Origin of the sequence: Marseilla massiliensis (genome assembly GCF_016899955.1) — a bacterium.
Classification (GTDB): domain Bacteria; phylum Bacteroidota; class Bacteroidia; order Bacteroidales; family Bacteroidaceae; genus Prevotella; species Prevotella intestinigallinarum.
The window spans coordinates 106,281-125,402 of the sequence record NZ_JACJJL010000010.1 but is presented as its reverse complement, the minus strand read 5'-3'; the positions used below and the strand labels follow the sequence as shown (position 1 = coordinate 125,402).

The following is a 19,122-nucleotide window of genomic DNA, read 5'->3' as shown; positions in this document are numbered from 1 at the left end:
ATAGCGTTTTTTGATATTTTATTAATAATCAGCAGCTAAAATATGACACTTCGCATAATATAACACTTTGCATAATGAGGCTTATGCAAAGCTGAACATAAGCACCATTGCGTCTATACCAACGCTTACTACAATGATGAAAATTCGCTGATACTGTCCGCACGAATTGACGGAGAACGCATCGAAACGGTGGAAGTGGACTTGCAGACATTGAAAGTGGTGCAGAGCCGTGGCGTATGCAACTCCAACACCGAATACCACGACCGTATCATCAAATTGGTGGAGGACAATGCCGAGCAGATACGGCAGCGGATGAAAGCGGCATGATTGTATAACAACCTAATAAATACAGATATGGAAGTGAAAATAGAAAATATGGTTTTTGGATGGCACGAAGAACTGCCCGAAATGTTTATCGAATTGTTGAACACGCTTGTACTGACAAAGAATGAGCAGGATGTAAGGGGTGTAATGGAGGTATTCGCCCGAAAGGAACTTTTCAATGCTCTTTTCGCCTTTGGATATGGCGCACACCATTTATGGGTGACGCAGAAAAAGGCATCCGACCCCGACCAATGTTTGGAGAACAGATTACTGATTGTTGAATTTTAATTGATAAGGCTATGACAACGAGAATGACCATTAACGGAGTAAGCACCTGCCAAACGGCAGGAATGGAGAAATACGAGAGTTTCCAAATGAGTATCGGTAGGAAAAGGCGCACTTTCGTGCAATACGACTATCGCCATACAGACGGAGAGTTGTTCTCCTGCGTGAAACCCACTTTGGACGAGTGCAGGCGGCTGCGTGACGAATGGATTAAAGCGAAGGAGGACAGGCTATGACAGCAGGCTATGATACGCTGATAGTTACGTTCAGCGACCCAATCAAGGTATTGGACAATATGTTTTCCGATGCGGACGCATGGGGAACTGACACCCTCAAAGGATGGGTGGAGGACTATGAAAGTACGAGGTTTACGCAAATAAACGAGCATACGGCAGTCATCACTTCCGAATACAACATGCCCTGCGTAAAGGAATGGCTCACACACTGTACGACTATCGCTGATATGAGAGAATTTTGAGTGCGTGGCGGTGGACACCACCGCCCACACTTCCAACACCATTAAAAGAAAAAGCATCATGAAATACTATTTTATACTGACAGACGGCAAGGACGCATGGATGCAGTTCGTTTACCTCCCTTCGGGAGATTATGTGTCCGGCTATATCCGTGACCTGCGGAGCGTGGGAGTATCCGTGCATGACTATGACCTATGGACAAAAGATACACGCCCCATTGCCGAGCGTACCCTTGAAAATATCCGCCAGCGGATGAACTTCAAATAAAAAATCGGGGTGGCAAAAGCCACCCTTAACAAAGGACAACTTAAATATAGACGATGATAGCAAAGACGATTTTAGAACAGATGGGCGGACGCAGGTTTGCCGCCATGACGGGCAGCAAGGATTTCATAGGCTTGCGGAACGGGCTGCAAATGAGCCTTGCGAGGAACAAGACTTCCGCCAACCGCTTGAAAGTGATATTGGACGAGGATACAGATACATACACCATGTATTTCTACCGCCAGTCCATGACTAAGCACTTCGACATCAAGGTCAAGGAGATTGCCAAGTACGAGGGAGTGTATTTTGATATGTTACAAGACATATTCACGCAGGTAACGGGACTATACACCCGTTTCTGACCCTTCGGCGGGTGGCGGAGTTTGCCGCCCGCTACTTTTGACGGTGAGCAGGAGGCGGCTCAAAAGTAGCAAAAAGCCCTTTTGTTCCCATCTTCGATAAATAGGTATCATAAAAATAATTACATGATATGGACGAAATCAGACAGAACGGCAAGACCGTGTTATACAGCGAGGACGGGAGAAGCATCCCTATGTTCTTCAATAATCTGACAGGCAAGAATTTCAGCGGCAAGGAATACGAGGACTATATCCGATGTGTCGCTTTGGCAGACATGGGATTTAGTCCGGGTGTCATTGAACTTTGCAGGAACGGTAAGACCATCAAACAAGGTGTCATACCGAATGTGATACCATAAATGCCAATCGGGTAGGAGGTAAATGCTAATCATAGAAAGGCATTTGCCTCCTACTTTCACATTTACCGACCTCCCACACCACCGTACAAGCGGTTCCGCATACGGCGGTTTCGCGCTTTCTCATCTCACGATGTGTGGCAAGTTGTTTTCAGCCATCCCTCGGACTAGCGTCACTCCTACTCTATTGTCGGATTCCGTCCTATCGTGGTGAGTAGGGAAGCTCCTTTCGGACATCTGACTACAAAAGAGTCTCAAGGGTAGCAGTCATTTACTATTGCACTGCGCGATTCGGTCCTTCCCCATAGACACACGTGTCTTAGGTACTATAACCTCTGCTGACTTCTCACGGCAAGCTTTACTCCGTCAGGGCACATCGAATGGGTACGTCTTCGCCATGCGTCCGTGAGACCTCCTCGGATAAGGGCATTGTCTTTCCATCTTATGCCTACTTCATTTACACCGACCGTTCCGAATAGCTATCGGGCTTTGGTTTGTGTAGAAACCTTACCCACGGTCAAATGCCTTGTATGAAGTTTCTGTTCGTTAGACCAGATGTTTGCCGCCGGCTTCCTTCAGATTCCACCTCACGATGGACACCCTTGCTTTTGGCTGTATGATTCCCGCTATTAGGGCTCATTAGGGACTTGCACCCGTTAGCTAATACTCATGCCGAGCATACCAAGGAAAAAGAACCGATGAAATTGCTTCATCGGTTCTTTTTTATCCCATAGCCTCACGGCTCATATAGCAGCAGGAACTCCATTTTGCGCCGCCGCTCTATCGAGCGGACGGTTTTGCCCTTGTACCGGCAGTAGGCTGTGTATTCACGGTAAATGTCCCTGTTCCCGGCTTCCAGCTTGCGGACAAGCCCGCTTTTCGGATGCCCACCATGACCGAGCAGCACCCCTTGCCCCACGTTATAGCTCAGGACGGTCAGGAGCAAGGCGTCTTTTCCATACTTGCGGAACAGCCTGTAACGCACCGCCAAATCCTTGCGAAGCAGGGCTTCCGCTTCCGCCTCCGTCATGCCGTAGGACAGCTTCTCGTTTGGCAGCCTGCGGTGTCCGTAGCCGTAATACGGGTAGTCGGAACGGTCATGCAGCCCCTCGTACTTCTTTACCAGCTCGACGGCTATGTCCGCTTTCGGGTGGCTGTTGAACAGCGCCAGCAGCCGTGCCGTTTCCTCCGTATCCTGTGCCGGCAGGCTGCCGCAGAGGACAGCCGCCAGCAGCAGGAGCAACGCCTTGCGCATCATCGGCTGACGTTCAAGGTGTCCGACACCGCCACATCCGCATCCGAGTCGTTGTTGAACTCGACTTCCCACTCGAAGGCATTGCCGAAATTGTCCTCCACCGTGATGGTCAGGCTCTGCGACTCGTCGCACTCTGAGGTGTAATACAGGCGGAACTTCTCGTTCTCCAACAAGTAGCGGTCGTTGGGCAGGAATACCAAGCCGTTATCCAGCTTCAGCGTGCCTTCGCCGTCAAACTGGAAGTAGCGGATGGTATAGACCGCCCCGTCAAACTCGCCCTCACGCACCAGCTCGCAGCGTATCTCCGCCGTTTCGCCCTGCGCCAGTTCCTTCGGTACGGGCATGGTCTCCACCGTGAACGGGTAGGCTTGCGTCACGTCCAAGTCATCATCGCAGGCGGTGAAGCCGAAGGAGAGCATACCCACACAGAGGGCAGCAAAGGTTCTTACTATGTTTCTTTTCGCTTTTTGGTTCAATTTATTCATGTTCATAATCTGTTATAGTCTGATGGATTTGTTTTTCTTTTCGTTCTCGCTTTGAGCCTGCCTTTCGGCAAGCACCCTTTGCAGGTGCTCGTTCAAGTCCTTGCACCCGTCATAAATGCCGGAGCAGTTCGATACTCTTCCGCCGTAACGTGCAAGCAAAGCCCCCAGCGTCCGCCGCCCGGCTTCGTCATTGTCAAGGTAGCACTTTATCTGTCCGTAACCGTCCAGATGGCGGTACGCCCTCGCCACGTTGGACACCGAGTTGAGGACAAGGTGGTCTTCCTTGCCGCCGATGCCCAGCGCACGGGCGGAGAGGTAGTCCATGAAGCCCTCGTACACGTTGCAGGACGTCGAGCCGACCGACAACAGGGTCACGTCCTTCGGCGGCACGCAGCCCTTGAAGAACGGGTTGCGTATCTCGTAGCCGCCGCCTTCGTTGCCGAAAGCCACGGCGAAATACCGCTTGCCGTGCGTGGAGTAGCGCATCTCCTTGCAGTTCGCAATGGCGACGGCGGACGGTATGCCCCTCTCTTGCAGGTAATGGAGCAACGCCCGGTTCTGTAAAGGCAGCACCTCCACATCCTCGAAGCTGTGCCCGTCGGAACGGCGCGTATCAACGGCTTTTTGCGGCTCATAATCCTGTGCCGGCATACCAGCCACTTCCGCCACATACCTCGCTTGCGTGAGGAAGTCGCCCGTCTTGATGAACTCCCCGGCAAGGGCGAAGATGTTGCCGCCCTTGCCCTCGCCGAAGTCAAACCAGAGGTTCTTCTCCGGGTTTACCTTGAAGGAAGGCGTATGCTCCTCCCTGTAAGGCGACCTGTACCAGACGGCATTGGCACGCCTTTGCACGGGATGATGCCCCAGCCGGGCGAGGAAGTCCTCTATCGGGAACCGTTTCATTCCTTCTATGTCCATAGGCATCCGTCAGTTGATGATGAACTTGACACCTATCCCGTACTCCGTATGGCACACCCCCATGCTGCCGCCCCAGAGGAAACGCTCCCTTACCGAAGCCGTCAGTGCGATGAAGTCCGCAAGATACAGCTCCATGTCCAGCGTGGCGGCGCAGCCATAGACGAAGCCGTCCCTGTTGTTCAGCCTTGCTCCGTCATACAGCGTCCTTTCTCCCCAGTTTACCGTCTCGTATCCGGCAAGGGCTGACGCCCCCGCATAGAAGAACACCGTCTTTTTCGCATCCGACAGGAAATTGTAGTAGAAACCGCTCTCCGCCGTGAACTGTGCCACGGGAACATTCACGCTCCTGTACGGATGATTGGTCTGCAGGTATTCCGCCCCGTACACCCATTTGTTGCCGCCCCTTGCATAGCTCGACAGTGCGGCTCCCAGCCAGTAGCCGTCCGTCCCGGTCATTCCGGCTTTCATCTCAATGCCCCGCATCTTCGGCAGGCATCGCTGGGCTTCCGCCCGTCCTGCAAGAAGGACGGACAGAAGCATTGCTAAAAACACCGCCTTGCCTTTCATCGTACACGCAGTTCGTTGATGGTTTCAGCCTGTACCAGGTCTTCGTTCTCCACGACAAACGTCTGATGACGCCCGCCGTTCTTCTCGTTCATTTCCACCACCAGCTGCTTGCCGTCGGGGATGGTGAACTTCTGCAGGCAGAACACCGTGCGCTCGGACTTTTTCCCGGCCACACGTACCGCATAGTTGTACGCACGGAGCGGAAACAGCACCTGTTCCTGAATGGCGGTTCGTTTCGCCACCTTCTTGTCCACAATCTTGAACGTGATGTAGTCCACGTCAAACGGCACGTTGCTCTGGTTCTTTATCTCCGTATGCAGGTACAGCAGGTCGTTGTGGACATATATCCCTTTCAGCAGATACTGGATGCCGAAACGCTTGCAGCCGATGTGCTTTACCTTGCGCTTGTTCTCCTTGTGCAGCGACTTCATGATGAGATGCACCAGCATGGGGCTTTCGCTTCCCAGTTCCTTCAGATAGATTTCCTGCGCGTTGTTCGGGCGGTTCACCGTGCTGCCGTCATGGATGAAGTCCTTCATCTCCACATTGAGCAGCAGCGGCTCGTCGGCATATTTCACGTTGAACGAATAATAGGACCCGTCCTCCGTGATGACGCTCATGTTCGTCTCCGTGCGGAAGTTCCTTACCGTCGCCTTCACGCGGATGACGTTCTCCGCACCGTCAGCCTTTCCCGCTATGAGGTTGGGTGAACCGAGATCCACATAGCGCACTGCCGAGGGAAACAGGATATGCACCGTCTTGTCATACGTGACCTCCAGACCGTGCGGCGGTATCATGCGGTCAAACATCAGTTTCCTGGTCAGTCCGTGATACAGGTCGCCGTTCTCCTCTGTCTGCGGATAGGCGTCCTTTACCAGTTTCAGCTCCTCCGCCTTCGTAGTGGCGGTGCTGTCGTTTTTCACTTCCTGTGCGTGTCCTGCACAGACAATGCCCGTCATAAGGGCAAACATCATCATTACTTTTCTGATACTCATTTTTACGTTGGATTTAGTGGTTGATAAAATTTGAATGTTCTTTTTCCTTTCGTCTCTTGCTGTCTATTTTTCCTGATACAGCAGCACCCTGTATCCCGATTTCAGATGCACCCTTACCGTGCGCATCCTCTTCGATATATACTGCGAGACTCCCTGTATCACTCCCTTTCCCAGATCGGAGGCGAGCTGCGCCCCCGCATCGGTCGAGATGTTGATGCTGCTTCCGAGCGAACTGCCCATGTTCGCCCCGATTTCCTTTGCCGCGTCCGTTTCCATCGAGCCGGGCACAAAGATGCCCGCCTGTCCGTCGCTGTCGTACACCGCCAGTTCCACACCTACGATGGTTCCCTCATGCTCCAGCGAGCCGATGCCTATCTCCAGACGCTCACCCTGCAGGCGTGCCGTCCCCACAAGGGTCGTATTCCTTGGTATTGTCCGTCCAGGCACCCGCATCGGCTCCAGCAGCCGCAGTCTTACCGTCTGTCCGTCCGTTACCGTCTGGTCGCCCTGCACGCAGGCTGCTATGGTGTTCTTTCCCGGTACCTCCGTACTGCCGATGGCAGTGTGGAACCCGTAGTTCCTTTCGCCCCCGTAGTCCGCTATAAAGGCGGAATCTGTCATGGGCTGCGGCAAGGCGGATACCACTGCCGGACGCACCCCGCTTACCGGTTCAGCCTTCATGCTCCTTTCGTCAGCCTTGGCGGATGTTTCCGTCCCTTCGGGCTGTGCGGTCTGCCCGGCATTGCCCTTCCCGTTCTGGTATCTTGCCGCCAGTTCGTAGGACTTTTCCAAGAGCGCGACCTGTTCCTCCATTGAGGACGGCTTGCCCTCCTGCGCCATCAGCATGGCTTCCAGTTCGTCGATGCGTTCCCGAAGCTCCTCCTTTTCCCGGTCCTCCTTCGGCGGCTCGTAGAACGTGCCCAGCGAAGTGTTCAGCCGCTCGTAGGCGGCAGCGGAGGTGCGTATGCCCGCCTGTTGCTTATCGGCACGCTCATTTTCGGACGGTTCCGTCTGCGTCAGGCGGTAGTCGTCCGATGCAGCCGCCGTGTCCGGCTTTTCCGCGCCGTCGTGCCAGAACGAGGACAGGTCGCCCACCATGCCCCGGCGTTCTTTCTGCCGGTTCTCCAACTGCAACTGCTCGTAGGCTTTCGCCTTGTCACCGATGATTTTCGAGTCTTCGGGCAGGGGCATGTCCGTGTTGAATCCCTGACCCTGCTTCGCCTTCTCCCTGTCCTCGGAGGACGGTGCGAAGATGAGCCACATGCAGCCCAGGAACAGCAGTCCCATCAGCGGATAGACCAGCATCTTCTTGCGCTGCAGCCGCTGCTGTTCGGTCAGCGGCTTCTTCTCTTTCGTTTCATTCTTCTTCTGTTCCTTTTCCATATACATTATTATAAAGGTTCATACTTTCCTGCATCGGCAGGTCCAATTTCTCGATGTGCCGTATCTCCATTGCCCCGTTCCCCTTGCCGAAACCGGCGATGGCGGTGACGGTCATGTACAGGCAAAGGACGGCGAAGAGGGCAAATGCCGTGAGGACTATCCCCAGACGCGCCTTCGGCGGCAGGGCTTCCAGTTTTCCACGCAATTCCTTCTTGAAATTGGAGGTGTACTTTTCAATGAGATTTTTCATCTTTCCCATACGCGCATCATCTTTCTATGGTCCGGATGTCCTTGTTCTCCAGCACCGTGAAGCCCTCGATGGTAAATCCGTTCGGATTGTCGTCCGAGCGGCTTGCGTTGAGCAGGCGGCAGGCGGTCACGAGCGTGCGTTCCGTCACGTTGCTCTCGCGGATAATCATCTGACGGGCGTATGTCCGCGCCTCGTAGGGGTAGCGGTCAAAGTTGCACACCACGCTGTCCACCTGAAGCACTTGGTTGATGTTGCCGGCGATGATGCGGTTGTAGAAGCCCTTTTCGGCGAAGTCGGCGTAGTAGTTGTACGCGCTCTTGTCCGCCAAGAGCAGGGCACGCTTCACGTTGTGTTCTATCGCGCTTTTCTCCGGCGAGAGCGTGAAGAACAGCTCATGAAAACGGCGCACGTGTTCCCTCGCTTCCGCCGGACGGTTCTGCGACAGGTCCTGCGAGAGCGCGAGCATCAGGCTCTTGCCCCCGTCGAGGACGTATATCTTCTGCCGTTGCGCTTCGGCGAAGCGGAAGGCGCACACCACCGAGCAGACCACCACGAGGGCGCAGGCTGCCGTATAGACGATGCCGAACAGACGTATCTGCCGGAAACTCGTCTCGATGTTCTTTAGTGATTTGAATTCCATTTTTCTTTTCGTCTTTCTTTTTCTGTTTGTAAAATCATGTTTCGGTATCCTTTTTCCGAAGTGGCACTTCGGGGAGGTCAAAGTGGCACATAGGCAACCCCAAAGTGCCACTTCGACCGTTCCGGCTGTTACCTCTTGAACACCTTTCCAGCCGTTCCCTTGATGAGCTTCCCGGCACGCCCCGCCACGTTTCCTGCGGCTGCACCTGCCACGCTGCCGCCCAAAGCCCCGGCGGTCCCGATGTTCTTGTTGTAGCTGCCGATGCCGCCTCCGGCCTGGATAATCCAGCCCGCCACCGTCGGTATGGTGAAATAACCCACGATGCCGATGATAAGGAACACGATGTACACCCCGTCGCTTGCATCCAGTGAGAAGTTCGGGTCGGTCTGCATACGCTCGATGTCCTGCCGGAGCATCAGTATCTGGATTTTCGCCAGTATGGTGCTGAACAGGTCGGACACCGGAAGCCAGAGGTAAATCTGTATGTAGCGGCTGAACCACGCCGAGAGCGTCGAGTGGAAGCCGTCCCACACGGAGAAGGCGAAGGCTATCGGTCCCAGTATGGACAGCACCACAAGGAAGAATGTCCGGAGCGTGTCGATGATGAGCGCGGCTGCGGCGAACATCAGTTCAAGCAGTTCGCGGAACCAGTCACGCACGCTTTTCTTGATGTTGTACGCCGCCCGGTCCATGTACATCCCCGTCATCGTCACGAGATCCGAGGGCGACCAGCCCAGTTCGTCCAGCTGCCGGTCAAACTCCTCGTCTGAGGCGAGGTAGGCGGTTTCCGGGTTGCGCATCAGCGCCTCGTACTCCAGTTTGTCCTTCTGCTCCCGGTACTCGTTCATGTCGAAGGTCTGTTCTTCGAGAATCCCGTGTACGCCCTGCACGATGGGACTCAGCACGCTGTTCATCGTGCCCAATACGACGGTCGGGAAGAACAGGATGCACAGGCCTAATGCAAAAGGTCTCAGCAGCGGGTACACGTCTATCGCTTCGGCACGGGCGAGCGACTGCCACACGCGCATCGCCACGTAGAACAGTGCGCCCAGCCCGGCAAGCCCTTTCGCCACGCCCGTCATGTCCGCGCAAAGCGGCATCATCTCGTCGTAGAGCGAAAGGAGTATCTGGTGAAGGTTGTCGAACTCTCCCATAGGCTACCAGTACCTTTCGTTAGCCGTTCCGTACAGCGACATCACCCGGTCCATGTCGTTCTTCTTCCTTGCCCGCAGGTAGCTCACCGAGATGGTCTTGCCCGTGTAGTAGCGCACGAGGTTGCGGTAGTTCATCAGGCTGCGGTAGGCGTTGTCGATAATCGCCAGCCGTTCCGCGTCCGAGAGCGACATCCCCGTGACGTTCACCACGTTCTTCAGGTCTTGCAGCACGTCCGAGCTTTCGTCTATCAGCATGGCATAGCCCGACGAGATGGCGGCAAGCTCCTCCGGTGTATAGTTCTCGTCCGAGAGCATCTTCTGGTAGTTTTCCACATAGATTTCGGAGATTTCCATCACCAGCCCGATGCTCTTCGTCACCTTCACGCCGCCCTTCACCACGTCATGCACGGATTTCAAGGCGTCGTAATACTTCTTGCCCTGCTCAAAAACCTTCTTGGTTTCCAGAAAGCCGTTCAGGGTGTTCGCCTTCGTGCCCGCCGTTTCCACCATCTCCTTGGCGGAGTTGATGATGCTCTGGGCGAGGTTGCCGGGGTCGGAAACCACCCATTGGGCGTTTGCCGTGCCCGCACCCGTGAGGCACAGGCAGACCGCTATCAGCGGCATTTTAAGTTTCTGTCTCATTCTCATTCACGTTGGATTTAGTGGTACATTAGCTTTTTATTGTCCTTCTTTCTTTTCGCCGTCCGAAGCGTCCTCCGTGTTCACCCGGATGTAGTCGCCGTTCGGCGAGAAGGTCAGCACGTCCGTTTCCTCGTTGTACGCCACGTCGATGCGGAAGCCCGTGTTCATGTAGAGGTTGCCGTTCTCCTCCCGCTGGAGCAGGTAGGTTTCCGGCTTCAGCCTGCGGCGCACGCCCGACCGCCGGAACAGCGTCACCTTGTAGTGTTCACCCTCCTTGTACACCAGTATGTCGGGTCCCGCCTCCGCACTCTGCCAGTTGCCGCAAATCTTCTCGCGGACATCCTCGTTTTCCTTCATTACCGTTTCGCAGGCTTGCAGCATCAGCGATGCCAAGCCAATCAGACCGCCGCAAAGCAACAGCCGTTGTGTCTTTGTCAGTTCAATGTTCATTTTCTTCAATCTTGTTTTTTAGTTGGTAAAAATGTGTCCTTCCCTCATACGCCGTTGGAGGCAGGCTCATACGCCGTGTGAGGCAGGACGCTGTTTCGTTACTGTTCCTCTTCTTTTCGCCTTTCCGCTATCTGCCGTATGGCGGCTTCCATGTCACCGCCCAGTTTCTCCGCCAGTTCGCGAACTTCCATCTTCTCCGTTTCCTCCGTCGTGTAGGCGAGGTACTCGTGCATGGACACCTCCGTGGCGTACACCGCCGACTGCGTGCCGCCCAGCCCTATCCACACCTCCTTGTACCGCCTTGACGGGTCGTTCGACTGGTTGATGGAGAGTATCTGCGACTTCTCCTTTTCCGTCAACCCCAAGAGGGACTGTATCTGGTCAAAGCGGTTCATAAATTTTCTTTGGTCAAGCAGTATCTTGCAGTCCGAGTTGTTGATGATGCTCTCCTTCACGATGGTCGACGAGATGATGTCGTCCACCTCCTGCGTCACCACAATCGCCTCGCCGAAGTATTTTCTGACCGTCTTGTACATATAGCGCAGATAATCAGCCATGTTTGCCGAAGAAAGGGCCTTCCAAGCCTCTTCCACGATGAGCTGTTTCCGGACGCCTTTCAGCCGCCGCATCTTGTTGATAAATGCTTCCATGATGATAATCGTAACCACCGGAAAAAGCTCGGCATTATCCTTCACCGAATCAATTTCGAAGACCACGAACCGCTTGTGCAGCAGGTCGATGTTCTCCGTGGAGTTGAGCAGGAAGTCGTACCGTCCGCCCTTGTAATACTGCCGGAGCGTGGTCAGGAGGTTGTCGATGTTGAAGTCCGTCTTCGCCACCTTGATGTAGCGTTCCTCCATTTCCTTGCGGTACACGTCCCTCATGTACTCGTAGAACGAGTTGAACGACGGCGCGATGCTCCTGTCCTGCTGGATTTTCAGGATGTATGCGTTCACCGCGCTGCCCAGTTCCGCCGACTCCGTTTTCGTGGCGGGTTCGTTCTCGCTTTTCCACAGGGTGAGCAGCAGCGTCTTGATGCTGTCCTTCTTCTCCACATCAAACACCCCGTCGTCCGTGTAGAACGGGTTGAACGAGATGGGCTTTTCCTCCGTGTAGGTGAAGTAGATGCCGTCCTTTCCTTTGGTCTTGCGGTGTATCATCTCGCACAGCCCTTGGTAGGAGTTGCCCGTATCGACCAGCACCACGTGGGATCCTTGTTCGTAATACTGCCTGACAAGGTGGTTCATGAAGAATGACTTGCCGCTTCCCGAAGGGCCCAATACGAACTTGTTTCTGTTCGTTGTCACGCCCCGCTTCATCGGCAGGTCGGAGATGTCGATGTGCAGCGGCTTGCCGCTGATACGGTCCGCCATGCGGATGCCGAAGGCGGAGGGCGAGTCCTTGTAGTTGGTCTCGCCGGCGAAGAGGCACACCGCCTGCCCGATGAACGTGTGGAACGCTTCTTCCGCCGGGAAGTCGGCGGCGTTGCCGGGGATGCCCGCCCAGAACAGCGTCGGGCAGTCCGTCGTGTTGTGGCGCGGCACGCAGCCCATTGAAGCCAGCTGGCTGCCCACGTCGTTCTTGATGCGTTTCAGCTCCTCCGCGTCGTCGCTCCACGCCATCACGTTGAAGTGGGCGCGGACGGACTTCAGCCCCTGTGAGTGCGCTTCGTTCAGGTATTCCTCCACCCACTCACGGTTGATGGCGTTCTGGCGGCTGTACCGCGAGAGCGACTGCATGTTCCTCGCCGTCTTCTCGAAGCGGCGCAGTTCCTCGTCGCTGTTGCCGATGAACACGTACTGGTTGTAGATGTGGTTGCAGGGAAGCAGCAGGCCCACGGGAGCGGCGAACGACAGGCGGCAGTCCGAGCGGTCGGTGGAGAGCCGCTCGTAACGGCAGTCCGTCGCCACCGCAGCGGGCAGGTCTTCCGTGTCCGACAGGGTGTGCAGGCACAGCCGGTTGTCGCCGATGCGCATCTCCCTTGCCGTCATTTCCATGTCCTCCAGACAGTCCACATTGCCCGGCGAGAGCGCGAAGTACCTGCCTATGATGCCCGTTTCCTTTTCCGTGCCCGTAAGCTCGTCATCGGAGAGCCGGCGCAGCCGGATGTTCCCCGAATCGTTCAGGATACGCGCGAACTGCTCCACCGCCTCGATGAACTTCACCGCCGTTTCCTTGTCCTGCATCTCCTTCGGCACGATGTGCCCCCGGCACAGGGTGTTCCAGTTGCTCTGCTGCCTCATGCGCTCCTTCGTCGTCTTCGTCAGGAACAGGTAGCACTTGTGGTGCAGGAACGGGCGCTCGTTGAAGTGCATCTCGTAGCTGCGGGCGAGGAAGCCCATGCCCTCCCTGCCTGTGCCGGGGCGGTACCGCTCCTTCACGTACCAGTCCTGCTTGTGCAGCACCGAGTAGTCGGGCAGCACCTTTATCGCCTTGCACCACGTGGCGTGGATGGCCTCGTACTCCTCCGCCGTGACGGTATAGACCTCCGGCAGTTCCACCTCGAAGGCGGCGGTAATGTCCGCGTCCTTCGAGACGATGCAGCCGTGCTCCACCGAGAGCAGCGGGAAGCGGCTTTCCAGCGTGGTGGCTTTCATTACATTTCTCATACGTTTTTTCCTTTCTTTTTTCGTCTTAACAGATTGGACACCCGTCTGCGGTGGAGCACATGGCGGGGGCGCATCCGTGCCGCGCCCAGCTTCATCAGCCCGTGTTCGCCGTACTTCGCGTTCAGCCGGAACGTGAGCCAGACGGTGGCGGAAGCCGACACCACACCGAAGCCGATGCAGAGCCACTGGCCCGCGCCTGCCATGTACAGGATGACAAAGAGGATGAAGGCGGCAAGCAGCCCGCCTGCGAAGATGAACAGGTATTGCGCCTTCAGTCCCTTGAACTCCACCGGACGGCCTATGCCCTTGTTGATAGGGTATTCAGCCATTGTCCTTACACCTTATTATATATGTATGGGAATGTCCGTTTATTAAAGGAAGAACGAACGGAGAATCGTCGCGCTCACAATCAGGAAGATGCACGCCCCGAACCAGCTTGCGGCGGTCTTCGAGGTGTCGGGGTCGCCCGACGAGAACTTGCCGTACACCTTGATGCCCCCGATAAGCCCGACGACCGCTCCGATGGCGTAGATGAGTTTCGTGCCGGGGTCGAAATAGCTGGTCACGAGGTTGGTAGCCTCATTGATGCCCGCCATGCCGTTGCCTTGTGCGGACGCTGAGATGTTTGCAGCCAGCAGAAGGGCTGCGAGAATGATTTGTTTTTTCTTCAATGTCTTTGTCATAATCGTTTCTTTTTTTGTGCCTCCGGGTTGGATAGTCCCTTTGGCGGTTGATACTTGTTTTTACTTCTTGCGGCTTTGGATGAAGCCGGCTTGTGGATTTAGTGGTTCGGTGGCAAGCCGAAATTTAGCCGTAGTCGATTTTCTTTTTTCGCATCATTGTTTCGTTTTACTTGTTATACAAAATCACGGATATTGAAATCCTCAATATTGTCCGGCACGTTTGGGACTGTAGTCCGTACCGCCATCGGGGTCGGTTCCTTCCGTATGGCGGCGGAAACGCTGTCCATATAGAAGTCCATCAGCTCGTTCAGCTTCCTGCGGGTCGCTTCCGAACTCTTTTCTATCATCGCGAACAGCTCGTTGCCCTTCATGTCGCAGAACACCATCCCGGCATGGCGACGTTCCTCCCTTGTGGCTGCCGGTTTCTTTACCGTCCGCATGGCAAGGTCGATGTCCTCGAAAGTCAATCCTCCCGCCTCATGGGGTTCACCGTCATATTCCTCGTCCTCGTCATATTCTGCCATGTCCGACACGCGGCTGTCTGCAAACACCTCGTCCAGTTCCCCGTCGGGCACTTGGCGAGGATGGCGTTCCGGTGTTTCGTCGGCAAAGGTAACGTCCTTTTCGTCCACATCTTCACTTTGGGCATCCGTGGCAGCATTTGGCTTCATTGTGGCAGCTTGTGGCTTCCTTTCCGCCATTCGGAACCGGCTTTTCCCCACAATATCGTCGGGCATTCCTTTCATTTCGCAGTCCTTCCCCTTGCCGTCTTCCGCCTTGTTGTCTTCCCGGCGTTCCCAAGTCAGGTAGATGACCATCCACAGGTTGAAGGCCATCATCAGCACAATCAACAGCTCGGCCATGATTAAAGCGGTTGAGAGGATTCACGGCGTATCAGGGCATTGATGTCGTCCCCGTAGGTCCGGAGGTGTTCCTCCAGCACGTTCTCGATATACCCGCCGATGGTACTGCCGTTCACGCCCAATGTCCGCACGATACGGGAGAGTTTCCCGTGCATCTCGCGGCTGAGGTAAATGCACTGGCGGTGGGTCCCCTGCCGGGGCTTCAGGTAGCGGAGGAAGCCGGCAGCCTTTTCCGTCCGGGCGTCGTCCACGATGTGGATGACCACATCCGCCGCTTCCGGGTTCTTCACTTGGGGTGTGTCCGCCTCCGGGCAGCCATTCCCCTTTTTCTTTGTTCTCGCATTAAAAAATCCCATCTTGTTTTCGTTTTTAAGGGTGAATAATCAATAAATGTCCTCGTAATTTTTCCGGTATAACCGGCGGATCACTTCCTCGTACTCGCGGAAGTGTTGCTCCAGCACGCGGTCCACATAGACCGACAGCGTTAGCCCGTTTTTCCCGATGACTTGCACGATGCGCTGTATCCGTTCATGGTAACTTTTGCGGATGTAAGCGGTCTTGCCCGAACACACGGGAACTCTCGGAGCGTATAGGAAGCGTTCCAGATAGGCCTCTTCTTTCTTCGCCTCTTCCTTTCTCGTCTTTGCCTGCGGCTTCTCCGCCGCGCTTGCCGCTTTCTCCGGGGCATTTCCTTCCGTCACGGCCTCTTCCGGGGCGGCGGGCGCGGGCATCTCCGGACGGAACGAGTCCAGGAACTTGCCGGGGTCAATATCGACATCGAGTTTCTTCGCCATCGGTTCAACGCTTTACGATGCCGAGTATTTCTTCCGCAAGGGCGTCGATGCCGCTCCCTTTTGCCAGCGCCTTGTCCGGCGGCAGCAATGTGGAGCGGAAAAACGGGCGGTCGCCTTCCTCCGAGCCTTCCTTGCGGAAACGCTTGCTGTCGGGCAGGCTGGTGTTCAGCACTTCAAGCCCCATCCCGGCTATCACCTTGTCGTAGATGTCGTACAGGTCGGTCTTCTCGCGCTTGTCCACCATGTTCCACAAGAGGCGGATGCCCTTGATGTTCGACTTGCCGGTGGTGATCAACGTGTCGTTGATGATGCTTGCATATTTCAGCGAGCTTTCCATGATGAAACGGTCGGCGGCTATCGGGCAGAAGATGTAATCCATTGTCGCTACTGTCTTGATTAGTCCGAGGTTGTTCACCGTGCCCGTCAGGTCGAAGAAGATGAAATCGGGCGGTGTCGCCGACTCGATGAAAGGTTTGACCGTTTCTATCGCATTGTCGGGTCGGCTGCCCACGATCGGGTAGGCACGTTTGCCAATGCGCTTGAACTGGTCGTATGCCAGCTTGCGCAGGTACGGGTTGCGTTCGATGTTCTTCAGGTCACGCTCGCGCATGTCCTTGATGCTGAACTGGGGATAGTCGCAGTCCACGACCGCCACGTCATACCCCTTCACGTAATACAGGTAACTCGCCATCAGCACGGTGAGTGTCGTTTTGCCGGCCCCTCCCTTCTGGGTGGAGAAGGCGATGAACAAAGGTTCTTTTTTCATGCTTTCTTTTTTATTTATCGTTAAACATCAGCTCATGGTCTGGCAGGCAGCCGCCCGTGCAAACAGGCTGGCAGTCCGGCATCCTGTCCTGCCCTTGTGCCTTTCTGCCGGCAGGCAGGCACGGGGGCAGGCAGGAAGGCAGGCGGGAGGGCAAGGATGCCAGCCCGACGGCAGGAAGGCGTGCCGGCCATTCCGACTGCAAAGGAAAGGGACTTTCGCCAAGGTTGTATCACTCCGCCGGTGCGTGGCAGCATTTGGCGCCGATGTGGCAGCTTGTGGCGTTGTTCGCCCGCCTTTGCCGCCGCTTTCCCTGTCGCTTCCTCCGTTTGCACATCTTTTAATCCCGACCGTCCCGTTGCGTTCTTGCCTGTATGCCCCCGTGCCGGCAGGCAGGCACAAGGGCAGGCAGGGATGCAGGCGGAAGGGCAAGGATGCCAGCCCGACGGCAGGAAGGCGTGCCGGCCATTCCGACCGCAAAGGAAAGGGACTTTCGCCGAACTTATGTCCCTTTGCCCTTGCGTGGCAGCATTTGGCGCCGATGTGGTAGCCTGTGGCGTTCCTCAGCCCCTTTCCGACCCGGATTTACCCCCTACCTTTGCACCCAAGCGGCAGGGCAATGCTCCCGGCGCGTACCGCAGGCCCCGGCTCCGTCCTTCTTTTGGGCAGCCGGAGGGTATCGGGCGACCGATACCCGGCCAAGTCGGGAATGACAGGTTTACTCCAATCCGTCTGCTACGGATTTTTGTGTCCTCTAAGACACAGCAAGGTGTCCTTTGAGTTACTCAAAGGGTTTCGGGTTACTCCCGAAACGACCTTGCCCCTTGCGGGGAGGGGCTTCCTCTCCGAAGTCGGGAAGCCTGTTTTCCTACCTGCGGTGCGGTTGCCGGAAGCTGCGCTTAGGCCGTGAAACCACTAAATCCATTGTAATATGAACGAGAACAAGAACGGGGCTGCAAGCCCCAAGTGGGGGCGGCACCCGAAAGAAAGCCGCAAGTCGCACTGCGTGATGGTGCGTTTTGACGACGGGGAATGGCTCAGGTTCCTCGCCATGTACGAGAAGTCCGGCGTGTACGCGAAGGCGGTGTTCCTGAAGGCGCACTTCTTCGGGCAGCCCTTCCGGGTATTGGTCACGGACAAGGCTCTGCTCGACTACTGCACGAAGCTCTCCGCCTTTCATGCGCAGTACCGTGCCATCGGCAACAACTACAACCAAACGGTCAAGGAACTGCGTTGCCATTTCTCCGAGAAAAAGGCGATGGCATTGCTCTACCGGCTGGAGCAATGCACGAAGGAACTGGCGGCATTGATGCGCCAAGTCATGGAACTGTCCAAAGAGTTTGAGGGAAGATGGTCGCAAAAATCAATGTAGGCACGTCGCTGTACGGCGCACTCGCCTACAACGGACTGAAGGTGAACGAGGGCGAGGGCAAGCTCCTCGCCGTGAACAAGGTCTTCGACGACGGCAGCGGACGGGTGGACATCGCCCGTGCCGTGGAGGACTTCCGGCGCTATATGCCGGAGAACGTGCGTACACGGAACAAGGTCATCCACATCTCCCTCAATCCGCATCCCGACGACCGCCTGACGGACATGGAGATGGAACAGCTTGCGCGGGAGTATCTGGAAAAGCTGGGCTACGGCGACCAGCCCTTTCTTATCTTCAAGCACGAGGACATCAACCGCCACCACCTGCACATCGTTTCCGTCAATGTGGACGAGCGGGGCAGGCGGCTGAACAAGGACTTCATCCACCGCCGCAGCAAGCGCATCACCACCGAGCTGGAACGCAAGTACGGCCTGCACCCCGCAGACCGCAGGCAGCACCGCCATGACAACCCCTTGCGGAAAGTGGATGCTTCGCAAGGCGACGTGAAGCGTCAGGTGGCGAACACCGCCAAGGCGGTCATGGCGACCTACAAGTTCCAGACGATGGGCGAATACCGCGCCCTGCTCTCCCTCTACAACGTCACGGTGGAGGAAGCCCGTGGCAACGTGGACGGGCGCGAGTATCACGGACTGGTCTATGCCGCCACCGACGATGCCGGGAACAGAGTGGGCAATCCTTTCAAGGCATCCCGTATCGGGAAGTCCGTCGGCTATGAAGCCGTGCTGCGCAGGTTTGAACTTTCCAAAGGGCAGATCCGCGACAAGCGTCTGGCGGACAGGACACGCAAGACCGTCGCCGCCGCGCTCGCCCGGACATACCGCAAGGAGGAGTTCATCGGCCTGCTTCATGCAAAGGGCGTGGATGTGGTGTTCCGCCATACGGACGAGGGACGCATCTACGGGGCGACCTTCATCGACCACCGCACGGGCTGCGTGCTGAACGGCTCGCGCTTGGGCAGGGAGTTTTCCGCCAACGCCTTGCAGGAGCATTTCACCCTGCCGTATGCCGGCACTCCGCCGATACCGTTCACTTTCACGGAGGACACGCCACAGGCAGACATCCGTTCCTATGAGGAACACGACGAGGGGCACTCCACCGGCTTGGGGCTGCTCGGTGGCGATGCATCGGGCGCACAGGCTCAGGAAGCCGCCTTCGAGCGTGACCTCAAACGCAGGCGGAAGAAACGCCGCAAGGGTTTGGGGCTGTAATCCATTTTT

General features: G+C 56.0%; 26 protein-coding genes and 1 pseudogene. 9 read left to right on the top strand and 18 right to left on the bottom strand.

The window, feature by feature from the left end:
* Nucleotides 1-105 precede the first annotated feature (105 nt).
* From H6B30_RS07750 to H6B30_RS07720, 7 genes and pseudogenes are all read left to right on the top strand, one after another.
* Nucleotides 106-327, top strand: a pseudogene (locus H6B30_RS07750) (PcfJ domain-containing protein); the annotation flags it as partial.
* Nucleotides 328-354: 27 nt separating this feature from the next.
* A complete protein-coding gene (locus tag H6B30_RS07745) occupies nt 355-612 on the top strand; it encodes a DUF8466 domain-containing protein (RefSeq protein ID WP_071148937.1) in 258 nt (85 codons plus the stop codon).
* A gap of 11 nt (nt 613-623) precedes the next feature.
* On the top strand, nt 624-845 hold the full coding sequence (locus tag H6B30_RS07740) for a DUF3873 domain-containing protein (protein ID WP_205109280.1): 222 nt from the start codon (nt 624-626) through the stop codon (nt 843-845).
* Nucleotides 842-1,087: a DUF6956 domain-containing protein gene (locus H6B30_RS07735; protein ID WP_032570576.1), complete on the top strand. Its 246-nt coding sequence runs from the start codon at nt 842-844 to the stop codon at nt 1,085-1,087. Before H6B30_RS07740 ends, H6B30_RS07735 begins: the two co-directional genes overlap by 4 nt.
* Before the next feature lie 58 nt (nt 1,088-1,145).
* Nucleotides 1,146-1,352 (top strand): hypothetical protein, encoded by a 207-nt coding sequence (locus tag H6B30_RS07730; RefSeq protein WP_204433043.1) that lies wholly within the window; start codon nt 1,146-1,148, stop codon nt 1,350-1,352.
* Nucleotides 1,353-1,405: 53 nt separating this feature from the next.
* The gene (locus tag H6B30_RS07725) at nt 1,406-1,711 is read left to right on the top strand and encodes a hypothetical protein (RefSeq protein ID WP_071148934.1); all 306 of its coding nucleotides are present in this window, start codon (nt 1,406-1,408) and stop codon (nt 1,709-1,711) included.
* Nucleotides 1,712-1,839: 128 nt separating this feature from the next.
* Complete coding sequence (locus tag H6B30_RS07720; protein WP_204433042.1) at nt 1,840-2,067, top strand: DUF7688 family protein; 228 nt, start codon at nt 1,840-1,842, stop codon at nt 2,065-2,067.
* Between the two features lie 733 nt (nt 2,068-2,800).
* On the opposite strand, the gene H6B30_RS07715 is transcribed toward H6B30_RS07720, so the two are convergent.
* The 18 genes from H6B30_RS07715 to H6B30_RS07630 form a co-directional block, all read right to left on the bottom strand.
* The gene (locus H6B30_RS07715) at nt 2,801-3,322 is read right to left on the bottom strand and encodes a glycoside hydrolase family protein (RefSeq protein ID WP_205109278.1); all 522 of its coding nucleotides are present in this window, start codon (nt 3,320-3,322) and stop codon (nt 2,801-2,803) included.
* A complete protein-coding gene (locus tag H6B30_RS07710; RefSeq protein ID WP_087340887.1) occupies nt 3,319-3,810 on the bottom strand; it encodes a DUF3872 domain-containing protein in 492 nt (163 codons plus the stop codon). The genes H6B30_RS07715 and H6B30_RS07710 overlap by 4 nt, the downstream gene beginning before the upstream one ends.
* A 6-nt stretch (nt 3,811-3,816) precedes the next feature.
* Nucleotides 3,817-4,728, bottom strand: a complete 912-nt coding sequence (locus H6B30_RS07705; RefSeq protein ID WP_205109276.1) for a DUF8464 domain-containing protein — start codon at nt 4,726-4,728, stop codon at nt 3,817-3,819.
* 3 nt (nt 4,729-4,731) lie between these two features.
* A complete protein-coding gene (locus H6B30_RS07700; protein ID WP_205109274.1) occupies nt 4,732-5,289 on the bottom strand; it encodes a conjugal transfer protein TraO in 558 nt (185 codons plus the stop codon).
* On the bottom strand, nt 5,286-6,278 hold the full coding sequence (gene traN, locus H6B30_RS07695; RefSeq protein ID WP_205109292.1) for a conjugative transposon protein TraN: 993 nt from the start codon (nt 6,276-6,278) through the stop codon (nt 5,286-5,288). The genes H6B30_RS07700 and traN overlap by 4 nt, the downstream gene beginning before the upstream one ends.
* 69 nt (nt 6,279-6,347) lie before the next feature.
* The gene (traM, locus tag H6B30_RS07690) at nt 6,348-7,673 is read right to left on the bottom strand and encodes a conjugative transposon protein TraM (RefSeq protein WP_205109272.1); all 1,326 of its coding nucleotides are present in this window, start codon (nt 7,671-7,673) and stop codon (nt 6,348-6,350) included.
* Nucleotides 7,642-7,917 carry a TraL conjugative transposon family protein gene (locus tag H6B30_RS07685; RefSeq protein ID WP_205109290.1) on the bottom strand — a complete coding sequence of 92 codons (276 nt, stop codon included), beginning with the start codon at nt 7,915-7,917 and terminating at the stop codon, nt 7,642-7,644. The genes traM and H6B30_RS07685 overlap by 32 nt, the downstream gene beginning before the upstream one ends.
* A 16-nt stretch (nt 7,918-7,933) precedes the next feature.
* Nucleotides 7,934-8,557, bottom strand: coding sequence for a conjugative transposon protein TraK (traK, locus tag H6B30_RS07680; RefSeq protein ID WP_004322024.1), 624 nt, complete (start codon nt 8,555-8,557; stop codon nt 7,934-7,936).
* A gap of 128 nt (nt 8,558-8,685) precedes the next feature.
* Nucleotides 8,686-9,711, bottom strand: coding sequence for a conjugative transposon protein TraJ (gene traJ, locus H6B30_RS07675; protein ID WP_205109270.1), 1,026 nt, complete (start codon nt 9,709-9,711; stop codon nt 8,686-8,688).
* A gap of 3 nt (nt 9,712-9,714) precedes the next feature.
* Entirely contained in the window at nt 9,715-10,353 is a 639-nt protein-coding gene (locus H6B30_RS07670; protein ID WP_205109268.1) for a DUF4141 domain-containing protein, read from the bottom strand.
* 36 nt (nt 10,354-10,389) lie between these two features.
* Nucleotides 10,390-10,803, bottom strand: coding sequence for a DUF3876 domain-containing protein (locus H6B30_RS07665; protein WP_205109266.1), 414 nt, complete (start codon nt 10,801-10,803; stop codon nt 10,390-10,392).
* A gap of 98 nt (nt 10,804-10,901) precedes the next feature.
* Nucleotides 10,902-13,412, bottom strand: a complete 2,511-nt coding sequence (locus H6B30_RS07660; RefSeq protein ID WP_205109264.1) for a TraG family conjugative transposon ATPase — start codon at nt 13,410-13,412, stop codon at nt 10,902-10,904.
* Nucleotides 13,409-13,741 carry a DUF4133 domain-containing protein gene (locus H6B30_RS07655; protein ID WP_205109262.1) on the bottom strand — a complete coding sequence of 111 codons (333 nt, stop codon included), beginning with the start codon at nt 13,739-13,741 and terminating at the stop codon, nt 13,409-13,411. Before H6B30_RS07655 ends, H6B30_RS07660 begins: the two co-directional genes overlap by 4 nt.
* A gap of 42 nt (nt 13,742-13,783) precedes the next feature.
* Entirely contained in the window at nt 13,784-14,095 is a 312-nt protein-coding gene (locus H6B30_RS07650) for a DUF4134 domain-containing protein (protein WP_055220740.1), read from the bottom strand.
* A 173-nt stretch (nt 14,096-14,268) separates the two neighbouring features.
* Nucleotides 14,269-14,958: a conjugal transfer protein TraD gene (locus tag H6B30_RS07645; protein WP_205109260.1), complete on the bottom strand. Its 690-nt coding sequence runs from the start codon at nt 14,956-14,958 to the stop codon at nt 14,269-14,271.
* Nucleotides 14,959-14,960: 2 nt separating this feature from the next.
* Nucleotides 14,961-15,314, bottom strand: coding sequence for a DUF3408 domain-containing protein (locus H6B30_RS07640; RefSeq protein ID WP_071148922.1), 354 nt, complete (start codon nt 15,312-15,314; stop codon nt 14,961-14,963).
* A gap of 27 nt (nt 15,315-15,341) precedes the next feature.
* Nucleotides 15,342-15,752: a DUF3408 domain-containing protein gene (locus tag H6B30_RS07635; RefSeq protein ID WP_071148921.1), complete on the bottom strand. Its 411-nt coding sequence runs from the start codon at nt 15,750-15,752 to the stop codon at nt 15,342-15,344.
* 4 nt (nt 15,753-15,756) lie between these two features.
* Entirely contained in the window at nt 15,757-16,518 is a 762-nt protein-coding gene (locus H6B30_RS07630) for a ParA family protein (RefSeq protein WP_205109258.1), read from the bottom strand.
* A gap of 928 nt (nt 16,519-17,446) precedes the next feature.
* On the opposite strand from H6B30_RS07630, the gene mobA reads away from it, so the two are divergent.
* Together mobA and mobB are read left to right on the top strand one after the other, a co-directional pair.
* Nucleotides 17,447-17,887, top strand: coding sequence for a conjugal transfer protein MobA (gene mobA / locus H6B30_RS07625; RefSeq protein WP_071148919.1), 441 nt, complete (start codon nt 17,447-17,449; stop codon nt 17,885-17,887).
* Nucleotides 17,866-19,113, top strand: coding sequence for a conjugal transfer protein MobB (mobB, locus tag H6B30_RS07620; protein WP_205109256.1), 1,248 nt, complete (start codon nt 17,866-17,868; stop codon nt 19,111-19,113). Before mobA ends, mobB begins: the two co-directional genes overlap by 22 nt.
* Nucleotides 19,114-19,122 lie beyond the last annotated feature (9 nt).